Below are 19,759 nucleotides of genomic sequence, written 5' to 3'. Positions count from 1 at the left end.
ACAACGATTTAAATCCGGAGTAATGCTCCGGATTTTTATTTTTGCAGAACTTAAATTATTAAAGATGTCAGATTTATCACAAGAAGAATGGGCGGATCAGCTAAAAAATGATGCTAACGCCTTTGTATTGGATGTACGTACTCCAGAAGAAGTAGAGGAGGGTTACATACAGAATGCCACCAATATAGATATTTATTTAGGGCAAGACTTTTTGAACGAAATTGAAAAGTTGGACAAATCAAAAAATTTCTATGTGTACTGCAGATCCGGTAACAGAAGTGCTCAGGCCTGCGCTATTCTGAACAGTGTTGGAATAGAAAACACGTTTAACCTAGAAGGCGGGTTTATGAATTGGGAAGGTGAAACAGTTGGTTAGTACCTATCCCTTTGGAACATACTGAACAGTCAATATATTTTTATTGTGCTTATTCTGATAAGAATTAGGCTGCATTTTTTGGCGCTCTCTACAAACCTTAATAGTTTATTGATTTATGGGTATGGGGTCAAAAATAGATAGACCGCTTGGACTGTTGGAATTCGACTCAAATTCATTTTGTGAAATAATAAAGCGTTGCGGGTGGATAGAAATATCTGATTTATTAAAGGGAACGGGTACCGTAATATCAGGTTCATTCTGTAGTCTCCTTAAATCGTTCCATGGGATAAAGGTGCCAAAACCGGTCACATATCGTTCTTCTATTATTTCTCGTAATAGTGCCCGATTCTTGTCAATTCCATCTTGATTTTCCATTCCATTAATTTCAAAATCGATTTCTTCATAAGGTTGATATATTTTATCGTCTTCATCGGAAGAAAATCGTAAATCAAAAGAGTTCTCAGATTCTAAGAAAGCCCTGACCAAGTTCAATTGAGAAAGTCCTTCCCCAAAAGAAACGGTTCTTGCACCAGTTTCTGCCAATATCAATAAATTTTCTTGGTAGCTTACCAAATTCATAGGGGTAAGTTCCCCATTTATAATATTTGTTCTTCCAGTACCGGTGGATGCACCTGCATTTAAATAGTTTCTTCTTGCTTTTTCATTGGTTTTTGCATTATTTCTATTGCCTTCATTGGTGCTTAAAAGATTTCTACAATAAGTGTCATCCGCGCTCATATAACCTCTTCGCCCACCAATCATAAAACGATACAATACGTTTTCAGTTCCTAATATTCTTGTTTCCAAAGGTGTAAACTTCATTGTATTTTCATGGGCGGATATACCCTTCTTTGCAGCTTCATGAGCTAAATCATATTGTTTGGTCTGCAAATAATACCTGGCCTTGAGCGTATAAGCCGTTTCTTTCCACTTTTCTTTATCGCCTTCAAAAAAAATATCCTCTGATAAATTGTCATCTATGACATCACTTTCCAATAAAACAATCGCTTCATCCAGTAAAATTTGTAAAGACCGATATACATCTACTTGGGAATCAAATTTGGGATCTTCTATGGTTTCCACTACAGCTTCGGAATAAGGTATGTCTCCCCAAATTACGGTTGCGGTCCCAACTGCGTGAGCTTCTATAATGCGTGTGATTGCCGTTATGAGTATGCCTTTACCATCAATTCCGTTTATATTATAGTATCTCCCTATTTCTCTGTTCTGTTTTAGAATGCCATTATACAGATATCCCCAACCACTGTTTGATTCTTCTGATGAAAAATCATAGTTATACAGTCCTAGATATAATGCTATCTCACCTCGGTATTGTCCTGACCACATTCCTGAAATACGTTGAAGATGACTCATGTTCAGTGATATATTGGCTAACATAGTGCCTTTTACCAATAAGTCTGGAGGTATTAATTCGTCTGTTGTTATAGCGTTGGGGTTACGATTCAATTCTTCAAATGATTCACTACATGAAAACATTAAGAAAGTACAGTATATTCCGATAAGGATTTTTGTTCTCATATTTTTTAATATTTAATTTCTAGTGTGAGTGAGTACGTTTTAGATGCTGGATTAGTGAAATAATCTACACCAAAGCCATTATCAACCCCTGTTTGGTTGGTTTGAGGGTCTACTCCCAAAATATCTGTCCATAGATATAGATTCCTTCCTGTGAGGGTAAAAGAAATAGATGCCAGTTTGGTCTTTTGCCTAAACCGTTCAGAATTTAGGACATAACCAAAAGAAAGTTCGCTTAAGCGTGTCCACGTTGCATCTGGGTTAATTGCAAATTCATTTATAACTGAAGAACCGAAACCACCTCCTATTGTGGTATAGTAAGATTCGTTCAGGAGTACTGGACCTCCTCCAAAGTCTCTTATGTTTCCGCGTACGGGGATTCCAATTGGGTATAAGTTTCCTGCCCTGTCCAACAGCTCCGTAGTTGGTATTATGGTACGACCAACATCTTTATGGGTCCCAAAATTTCTAAGAATAAAACGCGTTCTTTCGGCAAATACTCCTCCTTGTGAATGTTCAATTAAAGTGTTGAAAGAAAAACTTCTGTATTTAATGCGTAATCCAAGACCACCCCTCCATTCTGGATTAGGATCTCCCAATACTCCTTGTTCTGGGGCTAATTGGGGAAATCCGTTTTCGTCCAAATCAAAAGATCCGTCAGCGGTTCTCATGGCCTTTGAACCCCATAGCGTTCCCATCGGATACCCAACAATGGCCCTAGAACTGATGGAATTGTTTGTAAGCGCTATGGAATTGGAGCCTAGTATGGATAGCACTTTGTTTCTGTTGTTATTGAAATTTCCGTACAATGATGCTTTAAGCCCTTTATTATTTTTGATAAAATCATAATTGAAGTCCAATTCAATACCTCTGTTCTCAAGACTCGCCCCATTTGCATAAAAATTATCGGCTCCTGTACTAGGGGATTTTGGAAGGGATATAAGAATGTCTTTCACGGTGTTGTAATAATATGTTCCGTTGAAGGACAACCTGTTATCAAAAAATTTCAGATCTAAACCTGCTTCATATTCTGTCTTAATCTCAGGTTTAAGATTTGAATTGCCCAGGTTGTTGTTGAATCTGTATCCGCCACCAAAATCTTCGAGCTGCAGCGGGTCTGAATAATCGGAATAAGTTGGTGTTTCATAAGTTGTTTGGGCCCTGTGTGCTCGGGGCTCAACACCTACTTGACCTACACCCAATCTTAATTTCCCAGAAGTCAATAATAAACTATTCTCAAGTGCCTTAAGATTTGTGAATAACCAAGAAGCATCAACTGAGGGATAAAAAAATGCCCCGTTGATGGTCGAAGCTCTTTCCATTGCACCAGAGGTATTCAGAAAAAGTTGTTTTTTAATATCTAGACCGGCGGTATAGTAAACCCTGAACTTGCGACTTTGTGTTATAAAATGTCTAGGAGTTTCAATTTCTGTAGAATTTGAAAAAACCTGTGCTTCTGTATCCACCAGAAAATTTGCACCTTCGTTATATACGGATTTTCTGTTTCTATCATTAAAGTTATAGCCCACCAAAAGGTTCCCTTTTATACTTTTATTAATTTTTAAAGCTTTGGTTCTTACAATGAAATCAAAGTTTAGGATTCTATTATTGATATTGTCCAAGTTGAATCTTCCAGTGCCCCTCCCAGCCGTGTGCACAGGAAAGAAATACCTGCGTTCATCAAAGTAAGCATCATAACTTCCTCTTAATTTAAACCGTAGCCATTTATTGTATTTGTAGTCAAAGTCGGCAGAGGTGATTAATCTATCTACAACATTGGGACTTTTTTGCCTGTAAAGCGTCCAGAGTGGATTGTTGTAGCCAGGGTTGGTAGAAGCACCAATTGGATTTCTATAGGAACGATGTCTATTCCTGTTTTGAATTCCATCTTCATCTGTATAAGTGCCGCTATATCCAGAAATGTCAAAATCAGGAGCCCCTCTCAGTAAGCCTAGCAATAATCCAGCGGTATTGGAATTTTGTTGTATTCTTATGGATTTTGTATTGGTATATCTTACTTTGGAACGGACGCTTAATTTATCGTTAAAAACATATTTTCCGCTGAATCCTAGATTAATTCTTTTGTAATCACTTTCCTTGATAATTCCTTCTTGATCTAATACAGCTATGCTAAAACGGTACCTCCCATTTTCATTGGCGTTATTGATGCTCAAATTGTGTCTTTGGGAAAAGGCTTCTTGAAAGACCTTATCCATGTTGCTCTTTATAAAAGTCTGCCTAGAGTTTTTAGATTTTATAAGCAACCATTCCCGTCCGCTCTGATCCGTAAAAAAACCCTCTTCTTCTTTGGTGTAGAATTCATCTTGAGCGTTTGGCCTTGATGATATCCTATCTCCCCAAGAGGCACTGCTCACAAAATCATTGCCATAAACTCCTTCGTTACCTTGTCCATAGGTTGTCTGTAATGGATGGAAATTAGCTATCCTGTCCACATAGACACTTGTCTTGTAGCTGATGTTTAGTTTTCCTGTATTCCTCCCTCTTTTGGTGGTGATTACTAAAACACCATTAGCTGCCTGGGAACCCCAAATTGCTGCAGCTGATGCTCCTTTTAAAATGTCTATGGATTCAATATCATCCTCATTGATATCATTTAATCTGGATTGTTGTGAAGTTCCGCTATCTGGATCACTACTGCCATTTAGATTATCATTGCTTATCGGGACACCATCCAGGATAATTAATGGTTGGGTACTTCCAGAAATTGTATTGGCTCCACGAATTTGAATGGTTGCACCGGCACCGGGGTCACCATTGGATCTTGCTACCCTTACACCAGACGCTTTTGCCTGCAGCGCATTTATGATATTGACCTCTCCAGATGTTGCCAAATTCTCAGCTTTGACTCTGGAAACCGTAGTTCCTAACGTTTTTTTGTCCACTTCTATACCCAAAGCATTCACTACCACTTCATCAAGAACCTGGGCATCTTCCTCTAGCTTAATATTTAACAAGATTTTATCCCCAATGACCACTTCTTTATCAACGTACCCTAAAAAACTGAAAACCAGTATAGCCTCATTGTTTGGGACTTCAATGGAATATTTGCCATCAAAATCTGAGATGGTGCCCTTGGCGGTACTCTTTATAACAATGCTTGCGCCGGGCAAGGTGTCAAAATCATCCGATATAGTGCCAGAAACTGTTTTTTGCGCATGCATATTGGCTGACAGCAATATCAGTGTAAGTGGAGATAATTTTTTGATTAGCGTAATCATAAAGTAGGTTTTGGTTAGATTTTGGGGTCATGGGTTTGTATGATTTAGTAGGAATTGTTATTAGGTTAATACAGATTGTTTATTCTATTTGTTCCATTAAAATCCGCATCATTTCTTTTGCAGAAACTTTTCCTACGAGTTCTATTTGCTTTCTTGGTGTAGCGTCCCCAATTTCATAAGTAATACCTACGGCATTATGGCCGTAAAGGAACCAACCTTTGGAGTTTGGTGTCCTGCTATCACTGCTTTTCTCGTTAACAATGTAACCCGGTATGTTATTCTCCAAAGCATTGAACCAATCAGGGATAAAATTTGGCATTGTCGTTTTTGTTCTCGTTTTGTTTGTATAAAACACATCTTTATAGGTGGAGTGAAAATCCAATCCCAGCATAATTCTACCATCACTTCCGTTTTGGGTATTTGTTATAAAGGTTGCGACATTTCTGATTTCTGGTTGATTATATGTAGACCAGTCTCTGTTGAGGTCAATGCCCCCACCATTATGTCTCCAGTTACCCAAATCGACCCCATCAGGATTCACTATGGGGAATGCCAAAACTCTGTAGTTCTCCAAAAAAATGTTTGATAGTTCTGATCTGTTCAATATCGTCTCCAAAAAAAACTGGTATGCAAAGAAACCTGTTACTTCTGGAGGATGCTGGCGTGTCATTAAAACTACAATTGGCTTTTTATGCTTTGTGCCCTTGTAGATGTCCAAGACCGGGATGTCTCTAAGAAATTTAGATTTTCCTGCAGATAATAGTCTTACATATTCTTCTTTTCCTGTTATAAGTGAGTTAACCCATTTTTCTGTATCTGTTGATGTTGATAATTCTTGGGCAGATACCAAAATCGGTGTTTTGTCAATATCAAGTCTTACTATTGCACCATTACCCTCTTTTATGATATCTTCATCTTTTAATTGCTCCCAACCGTTGCCTACCCTTTTTATCTTTGGAGCGTACCTATGTTTGTATTGGGAAGGATACTCAAACTTGAGGTAAATCTCTTTTTTGTCCTTTGACCATATCAAAAAAGAATAATACGCACTGTTGTTAATGGGTTCATTTTCTGGAGTGATTGATATGACAACTGTGCTGTCATTTAGTTTTTCAAAAGCATTCAGACGTGCACCATTAAACTCGTTACTGGCATATACACCAATATCACTTAGCTTGAACATCTGTTTGTTTTGAAAGGAGATAGTTCTTGAGGTCGTGTTTACACCTTTCGGAAAATACACTTCCTTTAATACTGGTTGAGCAACTACCTCTGAAGGGCTACAAGAGACTAGAAAATATAAGAAGAGTAAAAAAAATATTTTTTTAATGTAATGAATAATTGGAAAATTCATTGTTTCGCTTTAATTACTATTTCATTGCGGGTTGAAATAATATGCCACTAAATAGCATACTTTTTAAAGCTGAACATTAATCGCATCTCACTGGAAAAGAGGTTCTAATTGAGAAATGCAACAATGTTAATATGAGGAGCTGCCAAACTACAAAAAAAAATGTTTCTCTTGGAAATCTCATTCACAACGGCTACTTTTCAAATTGTGAATGATGACTTTGAATTGATTTGTTGAAGAATACCCCACTCTTACAATGTTATAATTTGGGGTCATAAACTTTCCCCAAATCATGCGAGAAGACCTACTTCATTTTATTTGGAAGCATCATAAGTTCCAAAGAAAACAACTTGTTACCTCCACCAACGAATCAGTAAAAATCAAGAATACCGGAACCTTGAACCAGTTTTCAGGTCCCGATTTTTTCAATGCAGTAATTGAGATTGATGGACAAACATGGGCTGGCAACATAGAGATACATCTTAAATCATCTGATTGGTATGCCCATCATCACGAAAAAGATGACAACTACAATAATGTAATATTGCATGTGGTTTGGGAGGATGACATGCATGTTTTTAGAAAAGACGGCACTACCATTCCTACCTTGGTATTAAAAGATTATATCCCTTCCAAACTTTTGGAAAGGCACCAAGATCTTTTTAAGCATTCAAAATCATCCTTTATTAATTGTGAAAAAGACCTTAACACGATTGATGATTTTTTACTTCAGAATTGGCTGGATAGACTTTACATTGAACGTTTAGAACAGAAATCCAGTTTAATCTTTGAGCTTCTCAAAAAGTCAAAGAATGATTGGGAGAATGTTCTTTTTATACTGTTAATGAAGAATTTTGGTTCTAAAGTAAATGGGGAGTTCTTTTTGGAAAAAGCCAAAAATCTTGATTTTTCCATTATTCGCAAAACGAGAAGCAGTATAGATCAGATAGAAAGTCTGCTGTTCGGTTATTTTGGATTATTAGAAAAAAAGGATTGTAAAGACACGTACTTTCTGCAATTAAAAAAGGAACATGAGTTTCTTTTTAAAAAATTTGAGTTATCCATTACTTCTGAAAAACCTGAATTTTTTGGTTTGCGACCATCAAACTTTCCTACTGTTCGCTTGTCGCAATTGGCCAATTTATATGGAAAGCACCAAAACTTGTTTTCAAAACTAATGGAAATAGACAAGCTGGAAGAGATGTATACCGTTTTTGAAACATCTGCAAGTTCATATTGGAACGATCATTTTACTTTTGGTAAAGTTTCCAAGAAAAGTAAAAAGAAGCTTTCAAAACGTTTTGTAGATTTGCTCGTGATCAACACTATTGTTCCTGTTAAATTTTGCTACGCCAAACACTTGGGAAAGGATTGGAATGAAAATTTAATTTCGTTCATTTCGCAAATAAGTAAAGAAGAAAACTCAATAGTTGCTGGTTTCGAAAATCTTGGTGTTAAAACTAAAAATGCTTTGCAAAGTCAAGCCAAAATTCAATTGTACAATAACTATTGTTCAAAAAATAAATGCTTACAGTGTAATTTAGGAGCGCATTTATTGAATAGAAATACATAATTTTAAACATGAGTTTGTTTTACAATACACTCTATTACTTCCAAAAAAGGGGCTTTGAAGTCTGCAGACGTATCGCTGAGCGTTTGGGTATTAGAGCTAGAGTGGTTAGGACTACCTTCATATATTTAACGTTTGCCACTTTGGGCTTTGGTTTTGCCCTTTATCTTTTTATGGCGTTTTGGCTGCGAATCAAAGATCTTGTGTACACCAAAAGAACTTCAGTATTTGACCTCTAATTATGATAAAATTATTGCGTTCTAAAATAGTATGGGCATTTTCTTTAATGCTGCTGGTATTGTTGTTTGGTGTAATTGGATATAAAACTATATCTGGGTTTTCATGGGTTGAGGCAATTTACATGACCATTATTACAGTTACCACGGTGGGCTTTTCTGAAGTGAGGCCCCTGGATGCCAATGCAAAAGTTTTTACTGTATTTTTAATCGTTACCAGTGTTTTTATCTTTGGTTTTGCCTTATCCGTAATTACGGAATACTTGTTAGGAAGAAATTCGCTTCAGATATTAAAAAAGAAAAAAGTGAAAAAAAGAATAGATAGTTTATCCAATCATGTAGTTGTTTGCGGATATGGAAGAAATGGAATGCAAGCTGCGGAAAGATTAAAAGAGTACAAAAGACCTTTTGTTGTAATTGAAAGAGACAAAGAGGTGGTAGAACACCACGAAGATGATGCCCTTTTTATAGAAGGAGACGCCAATGAAGACGAGATTCTTTATGCTGCTGGAATTGAACGGGCACAATACCTAATTACTGCTTTACCAGATGATGCTGCAAATTTGTTCATCGTTCTTTCCGCCCGTCAACTGAACAAGAATCTTTTTATTATCAGTAGGGCATCACAAATTACCTCACAAGCAAAATTACGATTGGCAGGTGCCAATAAAGTGATTATGCCAGATAAAATAGGAGGAGATCATATGGCATCACTTGTGGTAATGCCAGATTTGATAACCTTTATGGACAAACTCTCCATGGAAGGTGAACATACCACAAACTTGGAGGAAGTTGAAATCGAAGATTTTACCGATCAAATAGACTGTAATTCGCTACGCGATTTGGATTTAAGAAGAAAAACAGGATGCACGATAATAGGCTATATTGAACCAGATGGAAATTATATTATTAACCCAGAGGCGGATTTAGTGCTACAACCCAAAGGTAAAGTCATAGTTTTAGGGAGACCAGAGCAAATTAGAAAGCTTAATGAAATGTTTCAGATTGGATAGTTTAACAACCTTTAAATTTGATTCCGTTGAATTTTTTTATGATATTGCCCCCTATACATCAAAATAACATAACCAAATAACATATTATGAAGTATAGACTTCTTGCGATTATCTCAATGTTGATTCCAGTATTTTCCTTTGCACAAGAAACAGCAGAGATTGGCTTGGATAAAAAAATAGACCAAGCATTTGCTCCCGTTTCTGACTTCTTTAATACTGTGATTTTCTTTGAAATTATGGGGACGCCTTTTGTACTGATTCTATTAGTAGGTAGTGCCCTGTTTTTTACGCTTTATTTCGGATTTCCAAATATTAGACACTTTTGGACAGCCATAAATGTTGTTAGAGGTAAATATGATGAATTGGAAGGAGAAGAAGGTCATGGGGTTGAAAAGGCTGAAGTCAATATAGTAGATGGGGATTTGCCAGATACAATTAGAGATGAGAGTCATGAAGGTGAAGTAAGTCATTTTCAAGCATTGGCCACTGCTGTTTCCGGTACAGTTGGTAATGGTAATATTGCAGGTGTTGCCTTAGCTATTGCCTTGGGAGGGCCTGGAGCTACTTTTTGGATGATTATCTGTGGTTTGTTGGGAATGTCTACCAAGTTCGTGGAATGTACTTTGGGAGTTCAATATAGAGATGTTGATGAAAACGGGACGGTTTATGGTGGTCCCATGTATTATATAAGTAAAGGACTTAAAGAACGTGGCTTTAAAACCCTTGGTAAAGTTGCCGCAGCTTTGTTTGCCATATTTTGTATTGGGGGTTCTTTTGGTGGTGGAAACGCCGCACAGTCAAATCAAGCTACTATTGTTGTAAAAGAGTTGATGGGATTGGAGAGTACAAGCGCTGGAGCTATAATAGGTTTGATTTTGGCAATCGTTGTTGGTGTGATTATTATTGGCGGAATTAAAAGGATAGCGTCCGTAACGGAAAAAGTTGTTCCGTTTATGGCACTACTTTATATACTTGCCTGTTTGTATATTATTTTCGGAAACTTTAGTTTGATTGATGATGCTATTTCATTAATAATTAGTGAAGCGTTCAACCCTACCGCCATAGGAGTTGGTGGTATAATAGGAGTCTTGTTAGTTGGCTTTAGACGTGCTGCTTTTTCAAACGAAGCCGGTGCAGGTTCTGCTTCCATTGCTCACTCTGCGGTAAAGACCAAATATTCGGCATCTGAAGGTTTGGTTGCTTTGTTGGAACCTTTTATTGATACCGTTGTAATTTGTACAATGACAGCTTTGGTAATAATAATTTTCAACTTTGGAGGTGTTTTTGACTATGGAGGAGATGGGTCTGGTGTTGTAATGATTGATGGCATGCCTTATGAGGGTGCAGGTATCACTTCTAAAGCGTTTGCAGAATATATTCCTTACTCCAATGTATTCTTGACTGTTGCCGTAGTTCTATTTGCGGTATCAACTATGATTTCATGGTCTTACTATGGTCTTCAATCTTGGAAATTCCTTTTTGGAAGAGGCAAAAAAATGGATTTAGTCTATAAGTTCCTTTTTTGCATTTTCGTTATAATAGGTGCAGCGGCTAGTATGGATTCTATCTGGGCTTTTTCAGATGCTATGATATTTGCCATGGTATTCCCAAATATGGTTGGATTATACTTCTTGTTTCCAGTTGTGAAGAAACAACTTGCTCGTTATATGGATGCAATAAAAGCATCAAAATAAGTTAGCACGTTTAAGTATATGAAATCCCACTTTAAGGTCAACAAACAAGAACGAAGTGGGATTTTCTTTTTACTCCTTATTGTAATCATCTTACAAGGAATCTATTTTTATGTAAAGACGAATCCTTCCAGCAAGCCATCCAAGATTAGCATAAATATGATGGCGGAATCCAAATTGGATAGCTTAAGATTGTTAGCATTAAAAAAAGATTCAGTAAAGATCTTTCCTTTCAACCCAAATTATATTACAGATTACAAAGGCTATGCCTTGGGGATGTCCCTAGAGGAGTTAGATAGATTGTTTGCCTATAGAAAACAGAGAAAATTCATCAATTCTGTTGATGATTTTCAGATGGTGACAAAAGTATCTGATTCACTTTTAAAGACGATGTCACCGTATTTTAAATTTCCCGAATGGACTCAAAAAAATAAACCAAGATTTGTTAAAGGTAAATCTAATGGCATATCCAAAGAAAAGAAAGTTGACAAAGTCAGCGATATAAATTTGGCTACAGCAACCGATTTGAAAACGATTAGAGGAATAGGGGATAAGTTATCAGCGCGTATAGTGAAATTTAGAGATCGATTGGGCGGATTTGTAATCAACGAGCAATTGAATGATGTTTACGGGTTGGAACCTGATGTTGCGAAAGAAGTACTTGATAAGTTTGTTGTGATACAATCACCCAAAGTAGAAAAAATCAATATTAATGTTTCAAGTGCTTCCCAAATCTCTCAACTAGTATACATATCCTATGTTGTCGCGGATAAAATTGTAGCGTATAGGGAGGTTAACGGAAGAATTAATTCCTTTGACGAATTGACAACCATTGAAGGTTTTCCATCGGAAAAACTAGATAGAATAACGCTATATTTGTCACTTTAAAAAAATAGCCATGAACAGTATGTACTTCACTGAAGAACATCAACTTTTTAGAGAAAGTCTAAAAGATTTTCTACAAAAAGATGTAGTCCCACATATAGAAAAATGGGAAGAAACCGGTACAATAGACCGCTTTATTTGGAAAAAATTTGGGGACATGGGCTACTTTGGCCTGGCAACACCAGAAACCGAAGAAGGGCTGGGTCTTGACCTTTTCTATACCGTAATCTTACTTGAAGAATTACAAAAGATAAATTCTGGAGGTTTTGCCGCAGCTATTTGGGCACATGTGTATTTGGCAATGACCCATTTAAACAAAAATGGGAACGAAGCACAAAAGAAGAAATATTTGATTCCAAGTGTACTTGGTGATAAAGTAGGTTGTTTGGGGGTTACAGAACCTTTTGGTGGAAGTGATGTTGCTGGTATGAGAACTACCGCTACGCGCAAAGGGGATTCATATGTAATAAATGGGTCAAAGACCTTTATCACAAATGGTGTTTATGGGGATTATATCATTTTAGCTGCTAAAACTGACCCAACAGCAGGAAATAAAGGCATCAGTATATTTATAGTAGATTTAGAAAGCCCCGGTGTTTCTTCAAGTAAGTTGAATAAGCTGGGTTGGAGAGCGTCTGACACGGCAGAGTTGGCATTTGATAATGTTGAGGTTCCAGCTGCAAACTTAATGGGTGAGGAAGGAAAAGGATTCACCTTTATTATGGAGGCGTTTGCATTAGAGCGATTGGTTATGGCAATTAATGCCCATGCGAGGGCTGAATGGGCCTTGGACTATGCCATTCAATATATGTCGGAAAGACAAACGTTCGGTAAGCCTATAGATCAGTACCAAGCCTTGCGCCATCGTCTTGTGGATTTACATGCAGATATGGATTTGTGCAAACACTACAATTATATGGTTGTATCTAAAATGGAGAAGGGGGAATATGTGGTTCGTGAAGCTACCATATCAAAACTCAAGTCAACTAAGATGGCGGATGAGGTAATTTACAACTGTCTTCAGTTTTTAGGCGGTTATGGTTACATAGAGGACTATCCTATGGCTCGTATGTTAAGAGATAGTAGGTTAGGCCCTATAGGTGGAGGAACCTCTGAAATCCTAAGAGAGATAATTGCTAAAATAATAATTGATAAAAAAGACTACCGTCCACCAAGTAACTAGGGATTTAATTATTTCAAAAAATATTTTAAATAAATCTTTTAGGCAAAGAATACATTTGTATATTTGCAGCCCCATAGACAATGGGATATCATTTTAAAGAGAGGAGGTTGTAGCCAATGTTAATTATACCAGTAAAAGAAGGAGAAAACATCGATAGAGCTTTAAAGCGTTTCAAGCGTAAGTTTGATAAGACCGGCACTATGCGTCAGTTGAGAAAAAGGCAACAGTTTACTAAGCCTTCAGTAAAGCGAAGAGCCGAAATACAAAAAGCTGAATATATACAAGGACTAAGAGACCAAGAAGAAATTTAAAGTCCTTTACCAAGATATTTATAAATCCCGTTCCAATACATTGGAACGGGATTTTCTGTTTGCAATCACTTATTATAGATTTGGGTAACTTTGGATAATGCCTGTAGAATCATTTATATCGTATTTGCAGTTAGAGAAAAACTATTCTCTGCATACCATAAAAGCTTATGAAAAAGATGTAACCGAATTTTCTGATTTCTGCTCTATTGAATATGATATAACAGATATTGCTGAAGTGAACTACACAATCATTAGAAGTTGGATTGTTTTTATGTCCAATAAAGAGATTGCCAATAGGACCATAAACAGGAAAATATCCTCGTTGCGGGCCTACTATAGGTTCTTGCAAAAAATCAATCAAATAAGTGTTTCACCATTAGTTAAACATAAAGCACTTAAGACCAGTAAAAAACTAGAAGTTCCATTTTCCGAAAAAGAAATGGAAGAAATACTATCAGAAATACCATTTGACAATGATTTTGAAGGGGTGCGGGATAAGCTCATTATAGAGTTGTTATATGCGACCGGTATTCGTAGGGCAGAATTAGTGGGACTCCAATTAAAAGACATTAATTACGCAAACAATACTATTAAAGTATTGGGAAAAAGAAACAAAGAACGCATTCTTCCCCTCTTGCCATCCACGATTTCTATGTTGCAGAATTATGTATTGCTACGCTCTAAACTGGAAAAAACAGAAAGCAGCTCTTATTTATTTTTAACAAAAGGTGGTCTTAAAATTTATGAAACACTTGTTTATCGAACTATAAATAAGTATTTTAGTTTGGTGTCCCCAAAGGTAAAAAAGAGTCCACATATTTTAAGGCATACTTTTGCAACACACTTACTTAATAGGGGAGCAGATTTAAATTCTGTTAAAGAATTATTGGGTCATTCAAGTTTAGCGTCTACGCAAGTATACACGCATAACAGTATAGCTGAATTAAAAAAGGTTCACCTAAAGGCCCATCCCAGAAACAAGGAATAGTATATTCCGGTATCGTTTAACCTAGCTACCATTATGGTAGCCCTAAAAACTACATCTTATGAAAGTAAATGCACAATCGGTAAATTTTATTGCGGATGCCAAGCTTATGGATTTCATTCAGAAAAGAATGGATAAGCTAGAAGTTTTTTATGATAAAGTCATCGGTTCTGACGTTTATTTAAAAGTTGAAAATACAAGTGCAAAAGAGAATAAGATAGTAGAAATTAAGTTATTAGTGCCCAGAGATAAGCTTATCGTAAAAAAACAATGTAAATCGTTTGAGGAGGCTGTAGATTCAGCTTGTAATTCTTTGGAAAGGAAATTGGTAAAAAAGAAAGAAAAATTAAGAGCAAAAGCTTGAGTAAAATTTTTGCGATTTTATTTTGATTAAATAAATAAATATATACATTTGCAGTCCGTTAGAAATAGCGGGCTTTTTTTATGGAAAAAAGGCTATAAAAAGCCGATGTAGCTCAGCTGGCTAGAGCAGCTGATTTGTAATCAGCAGGTCGTGGGTTCGAGTCCCTCCATCGGCTCGTAAGTTATTGAAAATAAAGGAAGGGGAGATACTCAAGCGGCCAACGAGGGCAGACTGTAAATCTGCTGACTACGTCTTCGCAGGTTCGAATCCTGCTCTCCCCACAAAAGTTGTTAGCGGAACAACAGGTATTGGGTAGTTTTTTTGAAATATTGAAAACTTTTGGGTAAAACCAAAAAAAATGCGGGAGTAGCTCAGTTGGTAGAGCGTCAGCCTTCCAAGCTGAATGTCGCCGGTTCGAACCCGGTCTCCCGCTCTAAAGTCATTCTTGTGAAGACAAGAATCTCTTCCAATTAATGGGAGGACTATTTTAAAGTAGTTGTTTCAACACTTTACGCCGGTGTAGCTCAGGGGTAGAGCGTTTCCTTGGTAAGGAAGAGGTCACGGGTTCAATTCCCGTCATTGGCTCAAAACGATTTGTACACTAATATAAACTAAGATTAAAATTATTTAAAATGGCAAAGGAAACTTTTGATCGTTCCAAACCGCACTTAAATATTGGCACTATTGGACATGTAGATCACGGTAAAACAACATTAACTGCAGCTATTACTACGGTATTGGCTAATGCAGGTCTTTCTGAATTGAGAAGTTTCGATTCTATCGATAACGCTCCTGAAGAAAAAGAAAGAGGTATTACCATAAACACATCGCATGTTGAATATTCAACTGCAAATCGTCACTATGCCCATGTTGACTGTCCAGGTCACGCGGATTACGTGAAGAACATGGTTACTGGTGCTGCTCAAATGGATGGTGCTATATTGGTGGTTGCTGCTACAGATGGTCCTATGCCACAAACTCGTGAGCACATCCTTTTAGGTCGTCAAGTTGGTATTCCAAGAATTGTTGTATTCATGAACAAAGTGGATATGGTTGATGATGATGAGCTTATTGAATTAGTTGAAATGGAAGTGAGAGAATTACTTTCTTTCTACGAATATGATGGAGATAACGGACCGGTAATCGCAGGATCTGCTTTGGGCGCACTCAATGGTGAGCAAAAATGGGTTGACACTGTAATGGAATTGATGCAGGCTGTTGATGATTGGATCGAGTTGCCAAAAAGAGATGTTGAAAAAGATTTCTTGATGCCAGTTGAAGATGTATTCACAATTACAGGTCGTGGTACTGTTGCTACAGGTCGTATTGAAACAGGTATTGCCAACACAGGTGATGCTGTTGATATTATTGGTATGGGTGCTGAGAAATTGGCTTCTACTATTACAGGTGTAGAGATGTTCCGTAAAATATTGGATAGAGGTGAAGCTGGAGATAACGTTGGTATCTTATTAAGAGGTATTGAAAAATCTGATATCAGTAGGGGAATGGTAATCTGTAAGCCAGGTTCCGTTAAGCCACATGCTAAATTTGAAGCTGAGGTTTATATCCTTAAGAAAGAAGAAGGTGGTCGTCACACTCCTTTCCATAACAACTACCGTCCTCAGTTCTATGTTAGAACAACGGATGTAACAGGTAACATTGCTCTTCCAAGTGGAGTTGAAATGGTTATGCCTGGAGATAACTTAACAATTACTGTTGAGTTGATTCAGCCAATTGCACTAAGTGTAGGTCTACGTTTCGCTATCCGTGAAGGTGGTAGAACAGTAGGTGCTGGTCAGGTCACTAAGATTTTAGATTAAAATTATTATATAATCATAGTTTACGTTAAAGGGTGTCCGTCATTTGACGGATACCTTTCGATGTAAATAGAAGCGGGTGTAGTTCGTCTCTGAGATTTGAGATAGTAGACGCTATAATTACGGGCGTAGCTCAGTTGGTAGAGCACTGGTCTCCAAAACCAGGTGTCGGGAGTTCGAGCCTCTCCGCCCGTGCTAGAAAAATACAATTAGAATATGTTCACTTACATTAAGGAATCATTCGAGGAGTTAAAAAGTAACGTTACTTGGTTGGATAGGGAGAAGGCCTCTAATTTGATGGTTGTAGTTGCTGTTTTTTCAATTTTGTTTGCATTGGCCACATGGGGAGTAGATTCCTTGTTCAGTAAGTTGATTAGATTGTATTTTGATAACGTAATAGGATAGTTGAGTATGTCTGAGGTTCTGGAGAAAAAATGGTATGTAGTGAGAGCGGTGAGTGGCCAAGAGAATAAGATCAAAGGCTATATTGAAAGTGAAGTGGAGCGTAATGGTTTCGCTGATTACCTAGAAGATGTTCTTGTTCCAACTGAAAAAGTAGTGCAAATCCGTAACGGAAAGAAAATCAATAAAGAAAAAGTTTACTTTCCAGGATATATAATGATAAAAGCCAATTTGGGAGGAGAAATGATACACATCATTCGCTCTATAACAAACGTAATTGGTTTCTTGGGTGAAACAAAAGGTGGTGACCCGGTTCCTTTAAGGAAATCTGAGGTCAACCGAATGTTAGGGAAAGTGGATGAGTTGGCTGTTAATACAGATAACGTTGCCATTCCTTTTGTGTTGGGTGAAACAATTAAGGTTATTGATGGCCCTTTCAATGGTTTCAATGGAACTGTTGAGAAAATCAATGAAGAAAAGCGTAAGCTCGAAGTCATGGTGAAAATTTTCGGAAGAAAAACACCACTTGAATTGAGCTATATGCAAGTAGAAAAAGTATAATAGAGCTGTTACATATAAAGTTGTGTTGCTTCCAATTGACACACTTTCAATTTAATTAAAAACAATGGCAAAAGAAGTAGATAAGGTAGTTAAATTACAAGTTAGGGGAGGTGCTGCGAATCCGTCGCCACCGGTTGGACCCGCCTTAGGTGCTGCAGGTGTTAACATCATGGAGTTCTGTAAGCAGTTTAATGCTCGTACACAGGACAAACCGGGTAAAGTATTGCCTGTTGTGATCACCGTTTACAAAGACAAATCTTTCGAGTTTGTTGTAAAGACACCACCAGCGGCAGTTCAATTGATGGAAGCAGCTAAGATTAAAAAAGGATCTGGCGAACCTAACAGAGTTAGAAGTGGTTCTGTATCCTGGGATCAAGTAAAGCAAATCGCTGAAGACAAAATGGTCGATTTGAATGCGTTCACAGTAGAATCTGCAATGAGTATGGTTGCGGGTACTGCTAGATCCATGGGTTTAAAAGTAGCAGGCAAAAGACCTTTTTAAAATCTTAAAGCAATTTATAATGGCAAGATTGACAAAAAAGCAAAAGGAGGCCCATTCCAAAATAGATAAGAATAAATTATATTCTTTGGATGAGGCATCTGCTTTAGTAAAAGAAATAACCAATGTAAAATTTGACGCTTCCATTGACCTTGCGATTCGTTTGGGTGTAGATCCAAGAAAAGCAAATCAAATGGTGCGTGGTGTTGTTACCTTACCTCATGGTACAGGTAAAGATGTAAAAGTTTTAGCATTGGTGACCCCAGATAAAGAGGCGGAGGCTACAGCAGCCGGTGCTGATTTTGTAGGGTTAGATGAATATTTGGATAAAATAAAAGGCGGTTGGACAGATGTTGATGTTATCATCACTATGCCAAGTGTTATGGGGAAATTAGGACCATTAGGTAGAGTTTTAGGACCTAGAGGTTTAATGCCCAATCCAAAAACTGGTACAGTAACTATGGATGTTGCAAAAGCGGTATCTGAGGTTAAGGCCGGTAAGATTGATTTTAAAGTGGACAAGACTGGAATAGTACACGCTGCAATTGGGAAAACATCTTTCTCTGCAGATAAGATTGCTGGTAATGCCAAAGAATTGTTAGATACTTTGGTAAAAATGAGACCAGCTGCTGCAAAAGGTGTTTATATGAAGAGCATCTATTTGTCCAGTACAATGAGTCCTAGTGTTCAATTAGATCCAAAAGCAGTTTCGTAACTGGTAGTTCAATATTTTAACTATGACAAGAGAAGAAAAAGCAATCGTAATAGAAGATTTGACTGCACAGTTGGCTGATAGCGCTAATATTTATTTGGCGGATATTTCAGGGTTGGATGCCGTTGCCACTTCAAATTTAAGAAGGGCATGTTTTAAGGCTAATATTAAACTTGCAGTTGTTAAAAACACCTTGCTTGCAAAAGCAATGGAAGCTTCTGATAAGGAGTTTGGAGAACTTCCTGATGTTTTAAAAGGAAATACATCTTTGATGTTATCCGAAACAGGGAACGCTCCTGCGAAACTTATCAAAAATTTCAGAAAAAAATCAGATAAACCATTACTTAAAGGAGCATTTATAGCAGAGGCTATCTATTTAGGTGATGAAAACCTTGACTCACTTGTAGATATCAAGTCTAAAGAAGAGGTTATTGGGGAGATTATCGGATTGTTACAATCACCAGCCAAGAACGTTATTTCTGGTCTTAAATCTGGTGGCGGTAAATTGGCCGGTATCCTTAAAACATTATCTGAAAAATAATTCGCGCACAATAAACTAAGTATATTTTTAAAAATTTGATTAAACGATAGAAAAATGGCAGATTTAAAAGATTTTGCAGAACAGTTGGTAAACCTTACAGTAAAAGAGGTAAATGAGTTAGCCGACATTTTAAAAGAAGAATATGGTATTGAGCCTGCTGCTGCTGCAGTAGCTGTTGCTGGCGGTGCTGCTGGCGGTGGTGACGCTGAAGCTGCTGAGGAAAAATCAGAATTTGATGTAATCCTTACAGCTGCTGGTGGTTCTAAATTGGCAGTTGTAAAACTAGTTAAAGAATTAACTGGTCTTGGATTGAAAGATGCTAAAGACATTGTTGACAGCGCACCAAAAGCTGTTAAAGAAGGTGTTGCCAAAGATGAGGCAGAAGGTATCAAAAAATCATTGGAAGAAGCAGGAGCGGAAGTTGAGCTTAAATAGTAGCTTTTACCATACAAATATTGGTTAAGGTCTTTCCATAATAATGGTTAGA

At 37.2% G+C, this 19,759-nt stretch carries 20 protein-coding genes and 5 tRNA genes; 22 read left to right on the top strand and 3 right to left on the bottom strand.

Going from position 1 to position 19,759, the window contains the following annotated elements:
* Positions 1 to 64 precede the first annotated feature (64 nt).
* Positions 65 to 376: a rhodanese-like domain-containing protein gene (locus LV704_RS03150; RefSeq protein WP_163421783.1), complete on the top strand. Its 312-nt coding sequence runs from the start codon at positions 65 to 67 to the stop codon at positions 374 to 376.
* A gap of 105 nt (positions 377 to 481) precedes the next feature.
* Here the strand turns inward: LV704_RS03150 and LV704_RS03145 are convergent, their stop codons facing one another.
* The 3 genes from LV704_RS03145 to LV704_RS03135 all read right to left on the bottom strand — a co-directional run bounded on the left by LV704_RS03145 (position 482) and on the right by LV704_RS03135 (position 6,334).
* Positions 482 to 1,915 carry a SusD/RagB family nutrient-binding outer membrane lipoprotein gene (locus tag LV704_RS03145; protein WP_163421784.1) on the bottom strand — a complete coding sequence of 478 codons (1,434 nt, stop codon included), beginning with the start codon at positions 1,913 to 1,915 and terminating at the stop codon, positions 482 to 484.
* A 5-nt stretch (positions 1,916 to 1,920) separates the two neighbouring features.
* Positions 1,921 to 5,151, bottom strand: coding sequence for a SusC/RagA family TonB-linked outer membrane protein (locus LV704_RS03140; RefSeq protein ID WP_163421785.1), 3,231 nt, complete (start codon positions 5,149 to 5,151; stop codon positions 1,921 to 1,923).
* Between the two features lie 79 nt (positions 5,152 to 5,230).
* A complete protein-coding gene (locus tag LV704_RS03135; protein WP_233782131.1) occupies positions 5,231 to 6,334 on the bottom strand; it encodes a M14 family metallopeptidase in 1,104 nt (367 codons plus the stop codon).
* 460 nt (positions 6,335 to 6,794) lie between these two features.
* Here LV704_RS03135 and LV704_RS03130 point away from each other — a divergent pair, with 460 nt between their 5' ends.
* The 21 genes from LV704_RS03130 (at position 6,795) to rplL (ending at position 19,707) form a co-directional block, all read left to right on the top strand.
* The gene (locus LV704_RS03130) at positions 6,795 to 8,075 is read left to right on the top strand and encodes a DUF2851 family protein (RefSeq protein WP_163421787.1); all 1,281 of its coding nucleotides are present in this window, start codon (positions 6,795 to 6,797) and stop codon (positions 8,073 to 8,075) included.
* Between the two features lie 8 nt (positions 8,076 to 8,083).
* On the top strand, positions 8,084 to 8,311 hold the full coding sequence (locus tag LV704_RS03125) for a PspC domain-containing protein (protein WP_163421788.1): 228 nt from the start codon (positions 8,084 to 8,086) through the stop codon (positions 8,309 to 8,311).
* A gap of 2 nt (positions 8,312 to 8,313) precedes the next feature.
* Positions 8,314 to 9,321 (top strand): TrkA family potassium uptake protein, encoded by a 1,008-nt coding sequence (locus LV704_RS03120; RefSeq protein ID WP_163421789.1) that lies wholly within the window; start codon positions 8,314 to 8,316, stop codon positions 9,319 to 9,321.
* Between the two features lie 86 nt (positions 9,322 to 9,407).
* Positions 9,408 to 11,015, top strand: a complete 1,608-nt coding sequence (locus LV704_RS03115) for a sodium:alanine symporter family protein (RefSeq protein ID WP_163421790.1) — start codon at positions 9,408 to 9,410, stop codon at positions 11,013 to 11,015.
* Between the two features lie 18 nt (positions 11,016 to 11,033).
* The gene (locus LV704_RS03110; protein ID WP_163421791.1) at positions 11,034 to 11,900 is read left to right on the top strand and encodes a helix-hairpin-helix domain-containing protein; all 867 of its coding nucleotides are present in this window, start codon (positions 11,034 to 11,036) and stop codon (positions 11,898 to 11,900) included.
* A gap of 10 nt (positions 11,901 to 11,910) precedes the next feature.
* A complete protein-coding gene (locus LV704_RS03105) occupies positions 11,911 to 13,080 on the top strand; it encodes an acyl-CoA dehydrogenase family protein (protein WP_163421792.1) in 1,170 nt (389 codons plus the stop codon).
* A gap of 116 nt (positions 13,081 to 13,196) precedes the next feature.
* Complete coding sequence (rpsU, locus tag LV704_RS03100; protein WP_055393644.1) at positions 13,197 to 13,391, top strand: 30S ribosomal protein S21; 195 nt, start codon at positions 13,197 to 13,199, stop codon at positions 13,389 to 13,391.
* Between the two features lie 97 nt (positions 13,392 to 13,488).
* Positions 13,489 to 14,379 carry a tyrosine-type recombinase/integrase gene (locus LV704_RS03095; RefSeq protein WP_163421793.1) on the top strand — a complete coding sequence of 297 codons (891 nt, stop codon included), beginning with the start codon at positions 13,489 to 13,491 and terminating at the stop codon, positions 14,377 to 14,379.
* A 58-nt stretch (positions 14,380 to 14,437) separates the two neighbouring features.
* Complete coding sequence (hpf, locus tag LV704_RS03090) at positions 14,438 to 14,740, top strand: ribosome hibernation-promoting factor, HPF/YfiA family (RefSeq protein WP_163421794.1); 303 nt, start codon at positions 14,438 to 14,440, stop codon at positions 14,738 to 14,740.
* A gap of 101 nt (positions 14,741 to 14,841) precedes the next feature.
* Positions 14,842 to 14,915: transfer RNA gene (locus tag LV704_RS03085), tRNA-Thr, on the top strand.
* A gap of 24 nt (positions 14,916 to 14,939) precedes the next feature.
* Positions 14,940 to 15,021, top strand: a tRNA-Tyr gene (locus tag LV704_RS03080).
* A 79-nt stretch (positions 15,022 to 15,100) separates the two neighbouring features.
* Positions 15,101 to 15,173, top strand: a tRNA-Gly gene (locus LV704_RS03075).
* Positions 15,174 to 15,253: 80 nt separating this feature from the next.
* Positions 15,254 to 15,325, top strand: a tRNA-Thr gene (locus tag LV704_RS03070).
* Positions 15,326 to 15,372: 47 nt separating this feature from the next.
* On the top strand, positions 15,373 to 16,560 hold the full coding sequence (tuf, locus tag LV704_RS03065; protein WP_163421795.1) for an elongation factor Tu: 1,188 nt from the start codon (positions 15,373 to 15,375) through the stop codon (positions 16,558 to 16,560).
* 119 nt (positions 16,561 to 16,679) lie between these two features.
* Positions 16,680 to 16,752: transfer RNA gene (locus LV704_RS03060), tRNA-Trp, on the top strand.
* A gap of 21 nt (positions 16,753 to 16,773) precedes the next feature.
* Positions 16,774 to 16,962 carry a preprotein translocase subunit SecE gene (gene secE, locus LV704_RS03055; RefSeq protein ID WP_109665083.1) on the top strand — a complete coding sequence of 63 codons (189 nt, stop codon included), beginning with the start codon at positions 16,774 to 16,776 and terminating at the stop codon, positions 16,960 to 16,962.
* 6 nt (positions 16,963 to 16,968) lie between these two features.
* Positions 16,969 to 17,520, top strand: coding sequence for a transcription termination/antitermination protein NusG (gene nusG, locus LV704_RS03050; protein WP_163421796.1), 552 nt, complete (start codon positions 16,969 to 16,971; stop codon positions 17,518 to 17,520).
* Between the two features lie 64 nt (positions 17,521 to 17,584).
* Positions 17,585 to 18,022: a 50S ribosomal protein L11 gene (gene rplK / locus LV704_RS03045; RefSeq protein WP_163421797.1), complete on the top strand. Its 438-nt coding sequence runs from the start codon at positions 17,585 to 17,587 to the stop codon at positions 18,020 to 18,022.
* 19 nt (positions 18,023 to 18,041) lie between these two features.
* Positions 18,042 to 18,734 (top strand): 50S ribosomal protein L1, encoded by a 693-nt coding sequence (rplA, locus tag LV704_RS03040; protein WP_163421798.1) that lies wholly within the window; start codon positions 18,042 to 18,044, stop codon positions 18,732 to 18,734.
* Between the two features lie 22 nt (positions 18,735 to 18,756).
* A complete protein-coding gene (gene rplJ / locus LV704_RS03035) occupies positions 18,757 to 19,272 on the top strand; it encodes a 50S ribosomal protein L10 (RefSeq protein WP_163421799.1) in 516 nt (171 codons plus the stop codon).
* Between the two features lie 54 nt (positions 19,273 to 19,326).
* The gene (rplL, locus tag LV704_RS03030) at positions 19,327 to 19,707 is read left to right on the top strand and encodes a 50S ribosomal protein L7/L12 (protein WP_163421800.1); all 381 of its coding nucleotides are present in this window, start codon (positions 19,327 to 19,329) and stop codon (positions 19,705 to 19,707) included.
* Positions 19,708 to 19,759 lie beyond the last annotated feature (52 nt).

Origin of the sequence: Flagellimonas sp. CMM7 (genome assembly GCF_021390195.1) — a bacterium.
Lineage (GTDB): Bacteria > Bacteroidota > Bacteroidia > Flavobacteriales > Flavobacteriaceae > Flagellimonas.
This window is presented reverse-complemented; position numbering and strand designations above follow the sequence as displayed.